We start from the raw sequence: 20,087 nt of genomic DNA, 5'->3' as shown, positions 1-20,087 counted from the left end.
AACGCCGTGGCGTATTCGGTCGAAATCGAAACGCTGCCGGTTCATCCCCGCGGGTGCGGGGAACGCTTTCTGTGCTTTATTTTAGGATTACAGGCCGTCGGTTCATCCCCGCGGGTGCGGGGAACGCTCTTTAGTAACTCTCTAGCATTCATAGTGTTACGGTTCATCCCCGCGGGTGCGGGGAACGCTGGCGTTACTGCTTTCAAGTCCTTCTTCGTTGCGGTTCATCCCCGCGGGTGCGGGGAACGCTTTAGTGGCAGCGGTTTTTGCGTCTGCCTTGGCGGTTCATCCCCGCGGGTGCGGGGAACGCTGTTGTGGAGCCGCTACTTGACGAAATGTTGACGGTTCATCCCCGCGGGTGCGGGGAACGCAGTGCTGGGTTAAGACTCGGTTGCATAAAAGTCGGTTCATCCCCGCGGGTGCGGGGAACGCTTTTCCTCGCACAGTAACTAACCTCCACTCTCCGGTTCATCCCCGCGGGTGCGGGGAACGCACTAGTGATAGTTGGCTTGCTGATTCTCTTGACGGTTCATCCCCGCGGGTGCGGGGAACGCTTATTCTCTCGAATTAAAAAAAGAGTATAGTCCGGTTCATCCCCGCGGGTGCGGGGAACGCGGCAGTTTGCTGCATTTCCGGCGAGTAGCGTCTGGTTCATCCCCGCGGGTGCGGGGAACGCTCGCACGGAGGCTTTGGAGGCTTGTCTGACATCCGGTTCATCCCCGCGGGTGCGGGGAACGCATTGACCGATTGAATAACACTCTCACCATGATCGGTTCATCCCCGCGGGTGCGGGGAACGCTTTTCGATAAGACACCAACGTAAATACCCCGTCGGTTCATCCCCGCGGGTGCGGGGAACGCGCCCGCGAAAAACACGCAGAAAACCCTGACGCCGGTTCATCCCCGCGGGTGCGGGGAACGCTCTACGTTCAGATAGGAATAACCCTATTTTGGCGGTTCATCCCCGCGGGTGCGGGGAACGCAAATAATGTTTGGTCAGTCTGTATTGAAGCGGCGGTTCATCCCCGCGGGTGCGGGGAACGCGATCGTATTAATGATCAGACCAGCCTTGATGCCGGTTCATCCCCGCGGGTGCGGGGAACGCCACGGTGACGGAGGTTACAGGTTAAAATTTGACGGTTCATCCCCGCGGGTGCGGGGAACGCCATATGTCAATGCTGGCTGGTTTGTGTTTCCACGGTTCATCCCCGCGGGTGCGGGGAACGCTATTTGGCTGAATACATCTTGCTTGTAGCTTACGGTTCATCCCCGCGGGTGCGGGGAACGCTTGGCCGAATCCGGCGTAAATATCCCAGTCGGCGGTTCATCCCCGCGGGTGCGGGGAACGCTTCTTCGCTTCTTTGTGTTCTTGTTTACCTGCCGGTTCATCCCCGCGGGTGCGGGGAACGCTCGCAATCAGGCTTGCCGGTCAGCGTTGACAACGGTTCATCCCCGCGGGTGCGGGGAACGCCCCGAGATATTGCACCACCCGGCTCGGCCCGTCGGTTCATCCCCGCGGGTGCGGGGAACGCTTTCGTTGAAACCCCTTGGGTGATTGGGCGAACGGTTCATCCCCGCGGGTGCGGGGAACGCTGGACGCAAAGATAACCGCGCTGTTCAACAAGCGGTTCATCCCCGCGGGTGCGGGGAACGCTCTGGATATTTCGCCATTTCGCGTTTCGACGCCGGTTCATCCCCGCGGGTGCGGGGAACGCTATTTGCACCAAGCCGGATGATGCGTCGATTACGGTTCATCCCCGCGGGTGCGGGGAACGCTCGTAACTCGGTACGAATACCCAAAGGTTAGACGGTTCATCCCCGCGGGTGCGGGGAACGCTTTATTTTAGCTGGCTTAAAATTTTCGTTTACTGGTTCATCCCCGCGGGTGCGGGGAACGCATTGAATAAAGCGATAGGTTCCAACCAACAATCGGTTCATCCCCGCGGGTGCGGGGAACGCTAGGGGAGTGGGGAGAATGCGCGGCACCATCCCGGTTCATCCCCGCGGGTGCGGGGAACGCTATGACAAGTGGTTGAATCAGATCGATGGCAGCGGTTCATCCCCGCGGGTGCGGGGAACGCGCCGCCAGCGCCGACCGCACGCAAGCCGCCGCCGGTTCATCCCCGCGGGTGCGGGGAACGCTTTCATTTCCATGCTGTAGTGGATCGGCGTGACGGTTCATCCCCGCGGGTGCGGGGAACGCCCTTCATCCAGAATTAGTGTGGCGTTAGATGGTGGTTCATCCCCGCGGGTGCGGGGAACGCCATCCAGTTGACCGCCCCACCAATCGCGTAATTCGGTTCATCCCCGCGGGTGCGGGGAACGCACAACCACATCAGCGATGAAGTGATTGATTCTCGGTTCATCCCCGCGGGTGCGGGGAACGCCATTAATAGTGCCAACTGCCCTGTTACTGTCACGGTTCATCCCCGCGGGTGCGGGGAACGCGCAACGGCCGATAAGTTAATCGACGCGGCCGACGGTTCATCCCCGCGGGTGCGGGGAACGCCTGTGGAACAGATGCTGTACCTTCGATGTCACCGGTTCATCCCCGCGGGTGCGGGGAACGCGAGTTGCAAAACAACGGTTATTACCTGCAAATCGGTTCATCCCCGCGGGTGCGGGGAACGCGTCAAACCGATTACGGTGCCGATCAAAATTACCGGTTCATCCCCGCGGGTGCGGGGAACGCTTTCAGTTCGTCGATGTCGAACAGGTCGCAGCCGGTTCATCCCCGCGGGTGCGGGGAACGCGCTTTCGACCGTTGATCCAGTATTACGCGCGACGGTTCATCCCCGCGGGTGCGGGGAACGCTTTCGCATTCAGGATGACGCCGTTTCCGGTCACGGTTCATCCCCGCGGGTGCGGGGAACGCACTGGTTGAACCGTCCGATAGCGTTAACTGCACGGTTCATCCCCGCGGGTGCGGGGAACGCCTGTGCAACAGATGCTGTACCTTCGATGTCCCCGGTTCATCCCCGCGGGTGCGGGGAACGCCTCGTTACGCATTGCCAGCATGGCGGCGTGGGCGGTTCATCCCCGCGGGTGCGGGGAACGCGACTTACATATTTGAGGATAAGCAATGTTTAACGGTTCATCCCCGCGGGTGCGGGGAACGCGTCTGGTGGTAGCTCAACGAGTAGATTTATTCCCGGTTCATCCCCGCGGGTGCGGGGAACGCAAAATGCGGCACGGCTTGCACGGTTGGATTGGCGGTTCATCCCCGCGGGTGCGGGGAACGCGGCGGCATTCATCCGAACGAACTGACATGCAGCGGTTCATCCCCGCGGGTGCGGGGAACGCACCGTAATAGATGAGCTAGTTGTCCGCGTCGGCGGTTCATCCCCGCGGGTGCGGGGAACGCAACTTTTGCGGAAAGTGGTCTGTATAAACGGACGGTTCATCCCCGCGGGTGCGGGGAACGCGCGCGTTCCGGCCATCTCACTGTATGATCTGGCGGTTCATCCCCGCGGGTGCGGGGAACGCGGCGGCATTCATCCGAACGAACTGACATGCAGCGGTTCATCCCCGCGGGTGCGGGGAACGCCACCGTAATATCGGCATGATCGATAGTGGGCGCGGTTCATCCCCGCGGGTGCGGGGAACGCTGCCGGAACCAGGGCTCGGCAAACGTTGCCGGCGGTTCATCCCCGCGGGTGCGGGGAACGCGTCCTGTTGCCCGGCATGATTGGCGTGACCTACGGTTCATCCCCGCGGGTGCGGGGAACGCTTTGATCTGGCTGGCGTGAGTAAACGCCCGGTCGGTTCATCCCCGCGGGTGCGGGGAACGCCAGTTGCTCTACCCATATCGAGAAGGTTTGGCCGGTTCATCCCCGCGGGTGCGGGGAACGCCTATAACGTGGCGATTGGCGCATTACTGTTAGGCGGTTCATCCCCGCGGGTGCGGGGAACGCCCGCGCCGACGGTTTCTTTTAAGGCCCGCAGCTGGTTCATCCCCGCGGGTGCGGGGAACGCTGAATACCAATCCATTTAACGACATAGCCATACGGTTCATCCCCGCGGGTGCGGGGAACGCACAATAAGAAAGACGGCGGGCATGCAAAAGCACGGTTCATCCCCGCGGGTGCGGGGAACGCGTATTAGCGCTTGTTTTTAGTGAACTGCTATACGGTTCATCCCCGCGGGTGCGGGGAACGCTTTCGACCGACAGTTCATAGATATGGCTGAAGCGGTTCATCCCCGCGGGTGCGGGGAACGCATTGTCAGCAAGAAGCAACCAGAATCGAGTTTCGGTTCATCCCCGCGGGTGCGGGGAACGCGCAGGACAGGCTTGGCGCTGTTCATCATATAACGGTTCATCCCCGCGGGTGCGGGGAACGCCTCCATTCGATCTGTTTGCGCAATTCTCATTTCGGTTCATCCCCGCGGGTGCGGGGAACGCTTTTGGCCGTCTGCCGAAGTGCGCTGTCATTTCGGTTCATCCCCGCGGGTGCGGGGAACGCTATTGATGTTGCAACAGATCGCATTGCGTTTCCGGTTCATCCCCGCGGGTGCGGGGAACGCTGCCATGCGTGTCTGTAGACTGCGCTTGACGCCGGTTCATCCCCGCGGGTGCGGGGAACGCGAGCCAACGTGTGCCGCCATTTTTGCCGGTTGCGGTTCATCCCCGCGGGTGCGGGGAACGCGTTCTAACAAATGCTGGCCTTGTGAAACTAAGCGGTTCATCCCCGCGGGTGCGGGGAACGCTCAAGTTTGCCTGTTTCGATCTTCCCACCACGCGGTTCATCCCCGCGGGTGCGGGGAACGCACTAATCGTAACTTATTGTTACGCATATAAAAATAACTCGGCTAAATTTCTACCGAATTTTTTACCTTTTCCAAGTTGTTAAAGAGCTGGCAAAACCCCTTACAGCACCCCATACCCCAACAGGAATTTAGTGCGCATGCCTCCCTCACCCCGGCCCACGCCCTGAGAGCGAGGGAGACAAATCCGGATCTTCCAGCGGAAAAATCGACACCAGTTTTAAACCGTCCAGCTCGACCGGCAGGCGGCGGTTTTTACCCAGGGTCATAAAATCGAAACCCGATTCGGTATTGGTGGACCAGACCATGACGGCGTTGCCGTCTTCCAAGCCATCCTCGACTTGCGACCAGATCATTTCGCGCACCTTGGCAGACAAGTCGCCGACATAGACGCCGGCGCGAATTTCGATTAGCCATACCGCCAAGCGCCCACGCAGCCTGGGCGGAACGTTTTCAACTACGATGACCAACATCGCCGATACTCTCTGGGTTGGGAATGACCGGAGCGATGTTTTCCTCGGCCGGTTTGGGGACTTCCAATTCGCCGGCCGCCAGCACTTCTTCGATGGTCGGGATGATTTTGCGCAGAATTTTGCTTTGCCGGAACACGTCGCGACACATCAAGCGTACTTCGCGCTCCGGGTTGGGATAATTCTTGGCGGCGATTTTGAAGGCGTGCGGGACGATTTCGTCGAATTTGAACAGGTCGGCAATGTCGTAAACGAACGATAGCGGTTTGCCGGTGTGAATGAAACCAATCGCCGGCGCATAACCGGCAGCCAACACCGCCGCTTCGCAAATACCGTACAAACAGGCGGTGGCAGAACTGAGGCAGCGGTTGGCGGTATCGCTGTTGTCCCACTCCGTATAATCGTAATTACGACCTTTCCACTCCACGCCGGCCTGTTTGGCCAATAATTGATACAACTTCCTGACTCTGGCGCCTTCTATGCCGCGCAGTTGCTCGACACTTCGGCGTTCGGGCGGCTTTTCGCCGAAACGGATTTCGTACATTTTGCGCACAACCTTCAAGCGGGCATCATCGTCCAGCGCCAATTTGGCTTGATACAGCAATCTGTCCGATCTGGCTCCACCTGGTTGGCCCGCTGCATATAATCTCACACCGGCTTCGCCGACCCAGACCAGCAAGGTCCCTGCCCTGGCGGCCAACGCGGCGGCGTGATGGGAGACGCGAGTGCCGGGCTCCAACATGATGCAAGCGATGGAGCCGACCGGGATGTGAGTGCGAATGCCCGTTTCGTCAATGACGACAAAGGCGCCGTCCTTGACGTCAATCTGGCCTTTTTCGATGAAGACCATGGACACGCGTTCTTTCATGGCGATAGGTTTTAGGGGTGGGAGCATGTCGAACAGCCCTTATTCAAGTGACAAAGTAAGTAGTCGGCGCCAATCAATCGCTAGGCTGGGGTTTTCTGGTTGCGTTGGCCATCCAATATCGCATACCCCGCCGGCAAAAAGCGCTTATCGCCGGTTTCAGTTCATTTCTTATTCGCGGTACGGGCAAAATCGACCCGGAAACAGCGACACTTCCGAAGCCTTCATGGATAGCCACAGAAGGTTCGATCGCACCTAGTAAGCATTCTATCGTACACACGGCAGGCTCGGATGCACGCCCGAAACGTCTGGCGGCACGCCCGGCAGGTCTGGACGCACGCACAGACCGTTTGGGGGCAGCCACAGAACTCGGGGCGGCACCTCCGAAACGCTTGTGCGCACCGACAAACTCTCTGTAAGCCCCCACAAAACGATGGAACACACCCCAAAAACTACCCATTGCCCAGTCGTTTTACCATCAGCAAGCCGCAACCGAAGGCTTTGACCCCATCACAGAACTCATGGGTTGTGAGCATGAAAGCTTGGAATTGCATGATTTTTTTCCTCAGAACCTGGCGATAGATAACAGGCCACAACCGAAGGCCTTGGCCGGGCCGATACCACGTATAACTTGCGATTCGAATTCCGCCGGATCGATTATCGTCATAACACCATCGAAAAGGACCGTTTGAATCTTGCCGCTACGCGCTTCCTTGGCTTTACGAAAATAGGTGACCGGTTCAGGTTGGACAATCAAGGTTTCCAACTGAGCAAAATCCTGAACCTTGCGTTCCAACCAGGCTTGTTGCTGCTCTTCATGCAACAACGGCACGCGGACGGTTTTAGTAAAGGTCTTGCCCTTTTTTTCGACCGTACCTTTGCTGCTGTCTTTGATGGTTTTAATTGGATTGGCACGCAACCGAAAGCGTAAACGTTGACCGCTGGGAATAGCCAACGCAAATTCGCGTTGCGCCAGCAGCAATGGGCTTTGCTCACCGCCTTCCGGCTTGATTGCCGATTGCAGTAGCACATGAGTACCAACGCCCGACTGAACTTGCTCGACCCGAAACAAAAAATCCCGTTCCGCGTCTTCACAGCCAGGGAACAGTCGCCACAAGGCTTGATGAAATTGATACGGATTTTTCGCTTGCTGCCAAGGGATATGGATCTTACTCAGAAACATGCTGCCCTCCTTGTCCATCCGTTACATAAACCGTACGGCTAGCGAATTGCCTCGGCTGGTGAATGATAGGCACATCGCGCTTTTTTAGCGGCATGGCCGTCTTTAAATATTCCTCGCTATAGACCGTTCCGCCGGTTTCGCCGCTCAACGCCAATGCCGACAGCGCCGAATCGGCAGACACGCGAGCATCGAATAGCGGCCGCGCCAACGGGCAACTGCGGCGCCCGAGGACCGGCGTGTATAACGGTCGTTTCAAGGCGTGCTCGATTTCGTCCAGGCTGATTAATGCTTCGTCATTATTCCAAATCGCCACGGTATAAAACGCGTCTTGCCAATATTCCCGCCAGGTTTGAATGGTATCGTGGCTTTTTAAGCCTCGGTAATCCTCGCGGGAATTTTTAACGGTGTGGTAGTCGGTCATTTTTTGACCTTGCTGATCGACACGAACAGCAAACGACACACTGGACGCCAAAGCTTGCAAGCCTTCGCGGTCGATGCGGTCAATACCCAGACACGCCCCCAATAAACCCAGTAACGCGCTTCGGCCCGGAAATAATTCCGAAGGCCGCAAGCCCTCGAAACTTTCCCGACCCCAGGCTTGTAGCGGCCCTTGTAGTTTAAGAATCAAATAATCGCGCATGGCGTTTATCCTTGGCCGTTGGCTCTGACCCAGCTTTCCAATTCGGGCAATGATAGTTTTGAGTTGATACCTTCCGGCAAACTAACATCATCCAGTGCAAATTCGGCGCAACGTTCTTGCAAACCATAGCCGCGATGGATTTTGTCCCAATAACCATTTAATGCAGTGATCGACGGTTCCCGGAAACCGCCGGTTTTGTAATCGACCTGAACCGGCTTTTCAAAGGCGTTGGCCAACGAAACCGGCTGATGAGAGAAGCTGACCAAGGCCAAATCCGCCAAATTGTGCGCGGCAAAACTTTGTTGCTTGGCGCTTGGCACTTCGGTTGCCAGCATGTGCAACACATGGGCGGCAATGCCCAGGGCTTTAGCGCGACCTTCGGCGGTTTCCTCGGCCTTGATGTCGGACAACAAGCCTAGATTGACCTGCAACTGTTTCAAGTTAAGGCTGGCGTAACGGTAAAACACACCGGAAGAAAATTCCTGGGTATCCAAATGCCCGGAGCCCAATTCCTGCAAATCATCGACAGCCGTGAACCAATCGATGTCGGCATCGACGGCGTGAGTGGTGATGGCGTGGGCGACGGCCAGCGCACCATCGATTTTGCCTACCTGGCTCATCAAGCCCGAAGTTGCCATACGACCCGACAGGGCAATATCCAAACCTGTTGCCAAAGCCTGACGGAAAGCTAATCCGTCTTTTTCGATTTGTTTTTGCAGCTTCTTGGCATCGACACCCTCGGCTTCCAGCGCTTTGATTTGATCGCAGAAATAAGCTACTTCCTCCAGTACCCAGGGCGCTACCGCATCATCTTTAGCATCGCTAGCACTAGCGTCTTTGCCGGAAATGTAATCGATGGCTTGTTTGATCAAGGCTTCGTCGTAACGATTGGATAACGCGGCTACCGCTTGGCTTTGGTAGTCGGCCAAATGTTTGGTGCGAACGCTAGGCTCGCCCAAATGCTCACGGTAATAATCGCTATGCCGCATCGTCCGTTTCAGACTCTGACTGGAAACCCGTACCCGGCGTTTACCGCCGAAAATCGCCGATTTTTGCATGTTCATGTCGTCGCGGTTCAGGCAAGACGGGCTGTGAGAGATCAAAACGTGGAAGTTGATAAAGTTTTCGTTCATGGTGGTTTCCTTTGGGTTAGGCCAATTTATTCGTATGGTTCTGGTTCCCAAACTCCTGTTTGGGAACGGATTCTTGAAAGTTCCAGCTTTCATTTTCCTGCTCGGGAAGCAAGAGCTTCCAAGACCGAGCGCCCAAACTGGAGCTTGGGCGCCAGCAAACGCTTTCGTTCACGGTTGGCGCGGCGTTAAGCAGATTCTTTAGTTTTGGTGTTTTGATAGAAGAAAAAGTCTTCCAGCAATTGGCGTTTGGCGCGGTCGTTCCAGTAATAAATGGTTTTGGCGGCAGATAACCAATCCAGCTTGGGTTGAATTTGTTTGAGCAAGCGCCGCAGTTGGATTAAATCGTTTGGTTCTTCGGATCGAATCACCATGAACAGTCGCTTTTCGTTGATGTCGGCTTTAGCCAATGCTCTTCCTAACGAATCGCCGCCGTCTTGATGAGCAATCAGCGGAAGGCAATACACCACGCGTTGAAAGCGATAAATGTCTTTGCTGGTCGCTATGTTTTGTATTAGCCGATAGAAAGCAGGCACTTCAATTAAGTCTTCAGGCCTCGCAACACGCCTTAGCTCTGCTTGCAATCCGGGTTTTTGCTTTTGTACTTTTTCGTAACGCTCATACACAGCCATTAAATCTGGCTCATATTTTTGTCCTTCACTCATGGGTTAACTCCTTGTGGCTCCAGTTCGTTAAGCGATTTGTGTAACGAGCGTCTGGCTAATGCCAGCGCTTTCAACATTTTGGGTTCCTGTCGGTAAGGCTCGGTGGCTTGCTCGAATAAATCGAGTGCGGCAGCTCTGAGCTTCCTATTCAGCACTTGCAGCGTAGAATCGGGCTCCGCGAAATTCACGCCGGCAAAAGTTTGATGCAACAGGTTTTCGGTTTGCTGGTAATAATTCGCTTCGACCGGGTCGCACAAATTAACCCCGGAACCGTGGACTTTATCCTTTACGCCAACCGCAAACAGATAGAGTGCTTTGCGCAAGGCGGTTTTATAAGCCAAACCGCCTTCGATGATTTTATGAATCACCAATCCATGCTCCGCCCAACCATGCGCCAAACTGAATAGCTCATGCCGACGCTCCAACACGGTCGCTTGGTTGTTGCGGTAACCGCCGACGATCAATTGAATTTTGTCGGCCGCCATGAAGGTTCTGGCCTGTTGCAGTACAGGAGCGGCTTGTTGACCTTGTTTGTCGTCCAATTGATCGACCACTAACTTACTCAAATGCGTCCAGGTCGGCGCGGTAGTGGTGAACGACGGAAACTTCTCTTCTTTTTCGCCTTTTTTGACGGCAAATATGCGAGACGAAAGCGGATGCGGCCAAACACCTTCCACGCTGTAATTGAATTTGGCTTTTTTGAAGCCTTGGTAAACCGGCTCCTCGCAGCCGCAACAGCTACACGTCGCCATATCCTCGACCGGTAACAATTCGAAATGCGCAGGCTGCCAAAGCAAACCACGATTTAAGCCAATCGATGAAGCCGGGATTTTTTGCTCTGCCTTGATGGTGTCGATGTAATTCGGGCGTTGACCTTTGGTTTCCTGATACCAAGGCATAGCCGATTCGGCGGACTCCGCAGTCAAGACGTTCAGCCAAAGCGTCTGCCTCAAATTTTTGCCTTTGATCAAAACCGTAATCGGCGTACTGCCGCGCAGGCTTCCTTTAAAGCCACCGCCCATGCTCGGCGCATTATTGGCGACGTTGAACAACGCTATTGCCGCGCAACCTCCGCATAAGGCATCGCCCAAACCCGGCGGATTAACGAAGGCCTTATTGGTGCCATCGGCAACGCCAGCCAACAGCTTATCCATGCAGGTCGGCTCTTTGGCGTTGACGCCGCGAATCTGCATGAACGGCGTTTGCGGATGATTCAAATCGAACCAATCCAATTTGTCTTTGCAAGCCTCCGCGTAGCTTTCCGACGTCAATGGTTGCTGAACAAATCGCCCCAACTCTTTTTTATCCTTGGGCGTAAACAATACTTGGGTGATGGCACAAAGCAATTGCAAGCACGCCAGTTCCATGTCGTCGCGCGGCAAACACAGTTCGCCGTCCACTTCTCCGCAGAGCAGTTGTTGCAGACCGATTTTTTGATAACGGCCTTGGTGTTGAATGGGTACCCAATTCGATGACAGCAAGTTAAAGCTCATTCCGATCCTCGTTTTTATCTTTTCCAAATCACTGACAACGCGACAAGCAAAGCCAATACAGCGACCGCCATGGCAGACGAGTTGTTCAAGCCCTCAATCAATTTTGAAAAATTTTCAGGCGACATAAGACCTCCAAAGCTCAGAAAGGCCGCATCATACTCTGAAAAAAATTTTTTACAAGCTATTAGGTATAAGTAAAAAATAACTCTATAAAAAGCATGTTAAAATCTTTACTCCCTGTAGCCACAGGGATGAACCGCTATTTGGTATCAGTTAATTTCTGATACAGCCATTTTCCCCGAACCCTCGGGGCTTGCGGGGGAGAAATCCCCCGCACTTCTGTTCATCACATCTATCCGTTCAAACCCGATGTCTCTTTGATAGGAATATCGTTTGTTGCCATATTCAGCAAAAAACGCATGGTCCGTCCCTTTATTGAGCATCAATCGCACGAAGCCATCTGTCTCAATCGAGGGAAAACTAGCGGATTTACCCCAGCTATTTGGCACGGCGACAGTATTCAGGTTTAGAGCTTCCGCTTTCTCGCTTTCGTCAAGATCGTTCAAACACACACCGTTCAAAAGACACTCTCGACCATCAGCATTTAGGCAGATCGGCAAAACGTTCAAACTCATCTCGCCATCACGTGTCAGCACAGCAACGTTCGCGTCGTTATCGTCTAAACCAGGATTCATTCTTAAATTCCTTAGTGCGTTATAGCGGCTTGCGTTGCAATCTAAATCGAATTTTTCGTAGTTTTTGCTGATCAATTCTGGCTCATCATCCCAAGGATTCTCACCGTAAACCTTTTCTATCCAATCGCGGTAAACACCCGGAAAAGTGATCTGCGCATCGTTCTCTCGCTCGGCCTGCTCCAACAATTGCTGCGTCCGCCAAAGCACCCGGCTGTTGCCGTAAACCACCGCATGCAAGTCGTAATCGATGTTTTCCGGCAGCAAGACAGTGCAAACCGGCTCAGTGAAACCAACTGGCCGGCCGGTTTGATTTTTAGCATGCCGATGCAAGCGCCCCATGCGTTGAAACAACAAATCGACCGGGCAAAGCTGGGTGATCAGCCAATCGAAATCCAAGTCCAGCGACTGCTCGACCACTTGTGTCGCAATCAGCAAACGGCCTTGCTGACCGCGTGCGGAAGATTCCGGTCCGAACCATTCGAGTACGGTTTGTTCCTTTTTCTGACGGTCGGCAAAGATAAAACGGGAATGAAACAACAGGAGTTGTTCTTCGTTCAGTGTCGGCGACTGTTGCATCTGTTGCCGCAACGCTTGGTAAATCTGCTGAGCCACGGCGACCAGATTGCAAACCAAGCAAACTTGCGCGCCTTGTTCCGCGGCATTCAGCATGCGTTGCAACAAATTTTGGTCCGGCAACAATGCCGGCGTTTTCAGCAATTCAATATTGACGGTCGTCGCTTTGGGTTGTTGCTCGGGCAGTTCGGACAAATCGAAGCATTCGACTCGACCGGCTTGGCAATGGCTGATCAGCGGATAATGCTTGTTGTCGTTCGGCAAAGCGCAATTCCACGCTGCCGCTAACTGGCGTTTTTGTTCGAACGGCAAGGTTGCCGACAACAATATCGCGCTGCCGCCGGCCAAGCGTTGTTGCTCCAGTACGGCTTCCAGCAAACCGTACATGTAGCTGTCATAGGCGTGAACTTCATCGACGATCAACACGCTGCGGCCTAAGCCGAAGCCGCGCACGAACTTGTGTTTGACCGGCAACACCGACACCAACACCTGATCGACGGTACAAACGCCGATTTGCCCAAGAAAGACCCGTTTGCGGCTTTGCGCCAGCCAGTTACCGCATTGCACCCAGGCTTCTTCGTGACCTTGCGCGGTTTGCGGTCGGCAGGCTTGTTTCAAATCGATGAAATCCTGCTGATACTTGGCTCGACCATGGGCCAAGACCAAGTTGGTTTGATCGACAAACAACAGCGGCGCAGCTTTTTCCAGACGGCTCAACATCGCATTGGCCGTTGCTTGCGTCGGTAACGCAAACACGATGCTGTCGGCCAAACCCGCTGCCAACAGTTGCCAAGCATAGGACAGCGCGGTTTCGGTTTTACCGGAACCGGTGGAGGCTTCGATGATCGTCAATCCTGGCGCTTGCGGGAGTTTATCGACCAGACATTGCACCTGCCGCGGTCTGCTATCCGAATCGAGCAATGAACTAACGCCTTGGTAGGCTTTAACCTGTCCGATCACGCCGGCATCAGCCAAGGTATCTTCGGCAACGGTCAGTCGATTGACATACCAAGCTCTTAGCGCATCGATGTCGTCGCAAGGCTGGTCGTTGTATTCGAAGTGATCAGAAGAACCCAACCAATCACACACCGAACAAAAACCGGCCAGCATGATTGCTCGCGATTGATTGTTTTTGCTGGTTTTCAATTCGGGAGGATTGTCGCTGAGCGTTAATCCGGCGGGTATTAAAAACAGTTGCTCCAAAGCTTGCAGCCATTCCATTCGGCTTTGTTTGAGTGTATCCATTAGCTGCTTAGAGACGGCTAACGGTAAAGCGTATTTAGGCCTATCTTTGTCGCCACTATCCGGCACTATGCCGTGGTGCCCGACGACTGGCGATAACCAACTGCACCAAGCCTCCCAATCGTCGTTGTCCTCGAAACAAAAATCGCCATCGCCCGCCGAAAAACGCTCTTCGAGGTCTTTATAGAACCAATACAAACCGGCCGGGCCGTGGTTGTATTCCTTAATCTCAAGACCATTCAACTGCGCGGGCACTTCCGATAACTGAGGATTGACTGCTTTCCAAGCCTCTGCGGCTTTTCGCTGAAAACGCAGATCGAACTTGCCGTAATCGTGCAAGGCGATGAAAAACAGCATCCAAGCTCGAGTATGCTGGTCGTCTAAATTGCTCGCCGCAGCAAAGCTGCGGCGAAGACTAGAGCTGGCTTTCAGCCAAATATCTGCCACCGCCGCCACATCCAAACAATGGTAAGGCAGCAAATGGTAAGCCGGGCCGTCATCGGTTTCTGGCTTGGCTTTACCCCAATATTGGAAATACGATGCCGTCACGCTCAATCCCTGGTTTGTTTGAAAATCCATGTCTTGCGGACATTATCCGCCGCCAAATAGTGTAGTCGTTTGTCAGCCTTCATCCGAAAGTAACCGATTTACCAGTTAATAGTTGCGGTAAACTGTACCTCATAACTAAATTGTCATGCAAATAAAGTTTGCATATACTCATGACTGATAACGAGCAGGATTTATTACTCAAGTGGGACGTACGCCAGCGCTTGACGTTGCTGGAAGCCACCGTTTTCTGGACAGGAGAGTTGGTAACGAACTTTTTGACCGAAACTTTTGCCATTAGCCGGGTGCAGGCTACCAAAGACATCGCACTTTACATATCGCTACGGCCGGACAATCTACGTTACGACCGCTCATTGAAGCGCTATCTGATTACTGACCAATTTGTTCCGCTCTTGATCACTGGTCACCCGCATGAGTGTTTGCATGTGCTGCAGGCAACACAGAACTCGTCAGCATCGATACTCACTTTAATCAGTAACTTACCAGCTGTTGAGGTTGTCTCAGCCCCGATGCGCCTGATCGATATTGCCGTTTTAAGACCGATTTTACAGGCGGCGCGTTTCGGTTTACTTCTTGAAATCGAATATCAATCCATGACCAGGCCCGAGCTGGCTGAGCGCCTGGTGCAACCCAAAACATTAGTATTCGATGGTTTGCGTTGGCATATGCGGGCTTTTAGCCTGACCCATGGCGAGTATCGCGATTTCGTGCTGGCGAGAATTTGTGTGGCCACGTCAAAAGGTAAACCGGATTCGCCCAGCCCTGTTGATACGGCTTGGGAAACATTACTGAATGTTAATATAGGCCCACATCCTGGCCTAAGTACATCCCAGAAGCAAGCAGTCGAACGCGATTTTGGGATGATAAACGGATGCATTTCGACGCCAGTCAGAGCGGCACTATTGCCGTATTTTTTGTTGGCACTTCGTATTGGCAACGACGATTTAAAACGCGAAGCCATCACTCAACAAATCATTTTGCTCAATCGTAACGAATTGGGAGCCTTTATTGATTTTAACTAAGTAGTGAGCTTCGTCACCCAGCCATTAGTATGTTGATCACTTCTCAACCGACTAGTCCACGTTGCAGCCCATTATGGCCTGATCCAATTTTCCCCAAACTCTGCCAGATTGCGTATTACCGCCTTGTCTGTAACCAATGTTCGCCAAGTTGCTTTTAACAAACTCTGCTCCCGTCATCATTTGGTAAGCCCTATCTTAGTTAGCATTATTAAGACATATTGCAAACCAACCCGCTTTAGAACCTACTCCAAACCTTATGATCGGATAATCCCACCACAACTAGCATAGTTTATCCAGATTAGTAGTCATATTGACCCGCCACTTCCGGTGGTTTGCAATGAATCGGGTTCATCAATCACTGACTCGTCCTCGGTAACGGTTTCCGGCTCATCCTGGAGCCCAGATTCTTGCCGTGCCAACCGTACCTCTTCACCATGTCCCTGGGCATACGCCTCTCGATGCGCTTGCCGTTCTATGGTGACAATTCGATTCGCCAATCGCTGTAACCTTTGCTGCCAATGGTACCGGGCATCCACACAATGCTTATTGTCGATGACCTGGCATAGCCACAAGGTATCCATGACCATCATCAACTGATCGAGAAGCCGAATCAGCTCTACAAACTGGGCAATTTGCGGCGAGGCAATCCGAGCGACAAATTCGCGGGGATGGGTGTAGGTGGGTATTTCAGCAATCCCGTTATCCGCTTTCAATTTCTCCAGCCGGGCTTTTTCTTGCTGAAGTTGTTCGGCGCATTCGGTAATCATCATGCTGACAATAGCTTCAATTTCATCAACGGCTTCTTCCTGGCCGACGATCCGTAAAACCACATCAATGGCATACAGAGACCGAATCAAACGCTCATAACTATTGCGTATGACCCGAATGGCTTGCTCGCTGTTAATTTTGAAAGTTCGTTCAAACACCGGACGACTAATCGCAGTTCGCGCGGGTTTAATCGGTGCGGAAGTTTCAGCCATATGGGTTCCTGGTTCACGATGAGAGATAGTACCCGATAGTAAGCCAAGATTTTTTAATGCCCTTTGCAGCTAATGACGAATACGACATTAGCTGCAAGATCCCTCCAATTTTTTTCTGCTTCAATGCCACCGACAGTTGTTGGCTGGTCAAGTCGGTTCAGATTTTTCACTAAGGCCGATTCAGGTTAGCAACTCCACCCAACCCTTCATGTTGTCTTTCAAGATGACTGAATCCGGCATTAGCCGGCGTTCCGTTGTTAAGCGGCGGCGATGGTTTTCATGGTCGTGTCAGGTGCGTCAAGCCTGATGTATTTATATTTTTACCCAGTCCGGGAATGTATTTTCCCAACCGGGATGATGCCTCCAGGACTATCCCCATCACCGCGCAGATGGGCTTATTTCTTTACTGTCGGGCGCGGCCGATGGAGGATTTGATCATGGCAAACCGTGGTGTGAACAAAGTTATTTTATTGGGTCGTCTTGGCGCCGATCCGGATATTCGGTATCTACCCAATAACGGCGGCAAAGTGGTTGCGGTGCGTTTTGGCGACCAGCGAAGTCTGGAAAGATACAAAAAACGCCAAACAAGAACGTACCGAATGGCATCGAGTGGTTTTTTTCAAAAAACTGGCCGACACCGCTGGCGAGTATTTGAAGAAAGGTAGCCAGATTTACGTGGAAGGAACGCTTCGCACCCGGCAATGGGACAAAAACGGCGAAAAGCGCTACCGCACGGAAGTCGTGGCTCATGAACTGCAAATGCTGGATCGCGCGAGCGATACGTCAGGCACCAATGGCACGCATCAGTCATCTTCATCATCCTCTGCACCGGATGTGGCTGGTATGGATGAGGATTTTGATGATATTCCGTTTTTCTAATCAACAGCATTGAGTGACTTCCGGCCAACCGGCTTGAACTACTCACAATTTGCCGAATAGCACTGCAATCTCGGTGTTTTTTACCCCAAGGGGACGTCATTCCCCGACTGGGGCATTGCGTCCTCACTTTTTAAGGAGACACGCAATGAGCAATCAATCCCGTACGAATTACCCACCCAAAACCCGCAATCTGCTGATGCCGATTGACGCTAACCAGGTCTATGGCCTTTCCGAGCAATCCTGGAAAGTGCTTACCGAAGTGACTTTCCCCACAGCTAAAACCCCGGAAGCCATCCTAATGGCTCTGGATTACTGCAAAGCCCGCAAGCTGGATATTTTCAAAAAACCCGTGCATGTGGTGCCGATGTGGAGTGCTGCTTTGGGGCGTAATGTCGAAACCGTCTGGCCGTCCATCATGGAAATTCAGACCACCGCGTCGCGGACCGGTGTTTGGGCTGGCATGGACAGGCCCGTCTGGGGCCCTGATGTTACCAAGACTTTTACCGGTCGCTATAAGGACGACAACGAGCAATGGCAGGAATCCAGTGTCACCGTGACCTTTCCCGAATGGGTGGCGGTTACTGTGTATCGGATCGTCGGCGGCAAACGATGCGCCTTTACCGAGGAAGTCTACTGGCTGGAGGCTTATAGCACGGCCGGCGGTAAAAACTCGCAAGTGCCGACCGCCATGTGGATCAAACGCCCCAAGGGGCAATTGGCTAAATGCGGAAAAGCGGCGTCCTTACGTGCAGCCTTTCCGGAGGAATGCGGTTATGCGGCCGAGGAAATGGATGGCAAAACGCTCGACGACCTCACCGACGCTACCGTAATTGATGGCGAAGCGACTGTGTGGGAAGGCGATGCAGGGGATCGGTTTGCCGAATCACCCGAGCACACGCCTCAGGTGATCAACTTGTCGCAAGTCCATCCCAAGGTGCAAAAGGCCGTAGCGGAATTGGTACGTCGTACCAAGGCGGCAGGTGCCTGGAAAGCAGCCTACGACTATGCCCACCAGAAGTTCAAAGGCATCGACCTGACCTTTGCGTTGGCCGAGTTGGACAAGGTATCACAAGTTGATCCCAAGGCAACACAAGCCCTGGAACAAACCGAAAACACTGGCATGCCACCCTTGTCCGCGAAAGACATGGCGATGAATCAGGCCCGTCAAACCCTGGGGCACGCGGCGTAGAAGCGCTGCAATCCCAAATTCTTTAACCACCCACGAGGGCGTCATGATTCGCCCACGGGGTAGGACATGACGCTCTTGTTTTATCAGGAGAGGTCATGAACACAAACGATCAATCATTAAACCGCGTGCCCTGTCATACCGACTGGCAACGTTACGATTCACCCACGGTGTTACGCCGTCACGGCCGTGGTTTTCTGGAACGCCTGTGGCGACCCCAGGCCAACGAACCGAACCCGCAGCCCTTGAGCCGACCGGAACTGACAACGCTGGCCGAGAGTTTTGGCGGTGTGTGTCTGCCGGCGCAAGACGAACTGCTGTTGCTGTTCGGCGATGGCCATTGGGCCCGGCGTTGCCAAACCCAGTTGCACAAGCTCGGCATCGAGACGGTTCGCTTCGGTTGTCAGGTACAACTGACCGGATTTTCGCGATGAAGGTCATCGACGTTTCGCAACGTTCGGACGCCTGGCGGCAATGGCGCTTACAAGGTGTCAGTGCCAGCGAAGCGGCCATTGTCATGAATCGTTCGCCGTACAAAAGCCCTTGGCGGCTCTGGGCCGAGAAAATCGGCCTAGTGCTGGAAGCCAGTCTGGACAACAACCCGTTGATCCTCGCCGGCATCCAGCAAGAGCCCGAGGCTTTGCAACGCTTCGAGGACAAACACGATCTGATGTTGTTGCCGCTGTGCGGCGAGTCGGAACAGTATCCCTTGATGCGCGCCTCGTTCGACGGCTTGTCCGAATCGAATGAGCCCGTGGAAATCAAATGCCCGCATGAGACCACGTTTTTGGATGTGCTGTTGAATCGGGAAGCGTCCGAGGCCTATCAACTCTATTGGTGCCAAGTCCAGCAACAATTGCTGGTTTCCGAAGCACAGCGCGGCTTTTTGTTTTTCTATCATCAAGGCCAGGACATCGAGTTCGAAATTCAGCGCGATGAGACCTTTCTCACCGAGCTAGTCGCTGCCGCGATGGATTTCTGGTCGGCGGTCAAATCGAAAAAGGAACCGATCAAGGATCCCGAACGCGATTTGTACTTGCCCAAAGGTCATGCGGAGCAGCAATGGCTACAACTGGCGGCGAGTTATCGCAATCGTGCCGTGCAAATCGCGGATTTGAAAGTGGAGCTCAAAACCTTGGAGGATAGTCAGGCGGCCATTGAAAACACTTTGGTGTTGCTGATGGGCGATTACGTGGCCGCAGAGCATTCCGGGTTGCGGATCAGCCGTTTTCAAAGCCAGGGTGCCATCGATTACAAGGCGGCACTTCAAACCTTGCAACCGGATGTTCCGACGTCGGCTCTGGAAGTCTATCGAAAACCGTCGGCCACGCGAGTCCGTGTGACCTGCCGGGACGACGACGGTAAACGCGCCGAAGTCCCGTTCGATGCCCAAGCCTTGAAAGACCTGGCTGGCGTGGACTTTTGGTTTTGATGGTTCGTTTCAAGACATCCTGTAACCCTGGCGGTTGCAGGGTGTCGCTTGATGGACAGGAACATACATTCGGTGCCGGCGTGTCGGTTTTAGGCTGGATTTTCAAAAAAGTTCAACCCAAAACCCGCATCGTTCAGGCATTCCCTTCGTGGAATCCCGAATCCGGTTTCGACCGGCGTTCCGTTATTAAGCGGCATGAGCGTTTGCCTCGTGTGCCAGGTGCGTCAAGCCTGGTGTTTTTGTTTGTCCCGTTGGGGTTCATCACCTTTGCGGGATTCGGTGACCCCTTTTTTTGATTGAAG

At 54.0% G+C, this 20,087-nt stretch carries 15 protein-coding genes and 1 CRISPR repeat array (1 of these 16 cut by a window edge); of the genes, 6 read left to right on the top strand and 9 right to left on the bottom strand.

Features of this window, described 5'->3' with window-relative positions:
• Positions 1–4,767: direct repeats of the CRISPR family, unit length 29 nt; unit sequence CGGTTCATCCCCGCGGGTGCGGGGAACGC; it reaches 1,428 nt to the left of the window's first position.
• A 145-nt stretch (positions 4,768–4,912) separates the two neighbouring features.
• From cas2e to cas3, 8 genes are all read right to left on the bottom strand, one after another.
• Positions 4,913–5,236, bottom strand: coding sequence for a type I-E CRISPR-associated endoribonuclease Cas2e (cas2e, locus tag METH11B_RS0101610; protein WP_036276602.1), 324 nt, complete (start codon positions 5,234–5,236; stop codon positions 4,913–4,915).
• Complete coding sequence (gene cas1e, locus METH11B_RS0101605; protein ID WP_036275538.1) at positions 5,217–6,128, bottom strand: type I-E CRISPR-associated endonuclease Cas1e; 912 nt, start codon at positions 6,126–6,128, stop codon at positions 5,217–5,219. The genes cas2e and cas1e overlap by 20 nt, the downstream gene beginning before the upstream one ends.
• Positions 6,129–6,663: 535 nt before the next feature.
• A complete protein-coding gene (gene cas6e / locus METH11B_RS0101600) occupies positions 6,664–7,281 on the bottom strand; it encodes a type I-E CRISPR-associated protein Cas6/Cse3/CasE (protein WP_026600475.1) in 618 nt (205 codons plus the stop codon).
• Entirely contained in the window at positions 7,268–7,921 is a 654-nt protein-coding gene (gene cas5e, locus METH11B_RS0101595) for a type I-E CRISPR-associated protein Cas5/CasD (protein ID WP_026600474.1), read from the bottom strand. The genes cas6e and cas5e overlap by 14 nt, the downstream gene beginning before the upstream one ends.
• A 5-nt stretch (positions 7,922–7,926) precedes the next feature.
• Positions 7,927–9,054: a type I-E CRISPR-associated protein Cas7/Cse4/CasC gene (gene cas7e, locus METH11B_RS0101590; protein WP_026600473.1), complete on the bottom strand. Its 1,128-nt coding sequence runs from the start codon at positions 9,052–9,054 to the stop codon at positions 7,927–7,929.
• A 185-nt stretch (positions 9,055–9,239) separates the two neighbouring features.
• Complete coding sequence (gene casB, locus METH11B_RS0101580) at positions 9,240–9,716, bottom strand: type I-E CRISPR-associated protein Cse2/CasB (RefSeq protein ID WP_026600471.1); 477 nt, start codon at positions 9,714–9,716, stop codon at positions 9,240–9,242.
• A complete protein-coding gene (casA, locus tag METH11B_RS0101575; protein ID WP_026600470.1) occupies positions 9,713–11,209 on the bottom strand; it encodes a type I-E CRISPR-associated protein Cse1/CasA in 1,497 nt (498 codons plus the stop codon). Before casA ends, casB begins: the two co-directional genes overlap by 4 nt.
• Before the next feature lie 269 nt (positions 11,210–11,478).
• Entirely contained in the window at positions 11,479–14,298 is a 2,820-nt protein-coding gene (gene cas3 / locus METH11B_RS0101565; RefSeq protein WP_026600469.1) for a CRISPR-associated helicase/endonuclease Cas3, read from the bottom strand.
• A 197-nt stretch (positions 14,299–14,495) separates the two neighbouring features.
• On the opposite strand from cas3, the gene METH11B_RS0101560 reads away from it, so the two are divergent.
• Complete coding sequence (locus METH11B_RS0101560) at positions 14,496–15,308, top strand: WYL domain-containing protein (RefSeq protein WP_197026920.1); 813 nt, start codon at positions 14,496–14,498, stop codon at positions 15,306–15,308.
• Positions 15,309–15,613: 305 nt separating this feature from the next.
• Here METH11B_RS0101560 and METH11B_RS0101555 read toward each other — a convergent pair whose 3' ends face one another.
• Positions 15,614–16,288: a hypothetical protein gene (locus tag METH11B_RS0101555; RefSeq protein ID WP_026600467.1), complete on the bottom strand. Its 675-nt coding sequence runs from the start codon at positions 16,286–16,288 to the stop codon at positions 15,614–15,616.
• A 543-nt stretch (positions 16,289–16,831) separates the two neighbouring features.
• Here METH11B_RS0101555 and METH11B_RS25995 point away from each other — a divergent pair.
• From METH11B_RS25995 to METH11B_RS0101530, 5 genes are all read left to right on the top strand, one after another.
• A complete protein-coding gene (locus tag METH11B_RS25995; RefSeq protein WP_026600466.1) occupies positions 16,832–17,167 on the top strand; it encodes a single-stranded DNA-binding protein in 336 nt (111 codons plus the stop codon).
• Positions 17,168–17,312: 145 nt separating this feature from the next.
• Positions 17,313–18,356, top strand: a complete 1,044-nt coding sequence (gene bet, locus METH11B_RS0101545; protein WP_026600465.1) for a phage recombination protein Bet — start codon at positions 17,313–17,315, stop codon at positions 18,354–18,356.
• A 95-nt stretch (positions 18,357–18,451) separates the two neighbouring features.
• Positions 18,452–18,787: a hypothetical protein gene (locus METH11B_RS0101540; RefSeq protein WP_026600464.1), complete on the top strand. Its 336-nt coding sequence runs from the start codon at positions 18,452–18,454 to the stop codon at positions 18,785–18,787.
• Positions 18,784–19,785, top strand: coding sequence for a YqaJ viral recombinase family nuclease (locus METH11B_RS0101535; RefSeq protein ID WP_026600463.1), 1,002 nt, complete (start codon positions 18,784–18,786; stop codon positions 19,783–19,785). Before METH11B_RS0101540 ends, METH11B_RS0101535 begins: the two co-directional genes overlap by 4 nt.
• Entirely contained in the window at positions 19,782–20,081 is a 300-nt protein-coding gene (locus tag METH11B_RS0101530) for a hypothetical protein (protein ID WP_155931054.1), read from the top strand. Before METH11B_RS0101535 ends, METH11B_RS0101530 begins: the two co-directional genes overlap by 4 nt.
• The last annotated feature ends 6 nt before the right edge of the window (positions 20,082–20,087 follow it).

Origin of the sequence: Methylomonas sp. 11b, from assembly GCF_000515215.1 — a bacterium.
Lineage (GTDB): Bacteria > Pseudomonadota > Gammaproteobacteria > Methylococcales > Methylomonadaceae > Methylomonas.
This window is presented reverse-complemented; position numbering and strand designations above follow the sequence as displayed.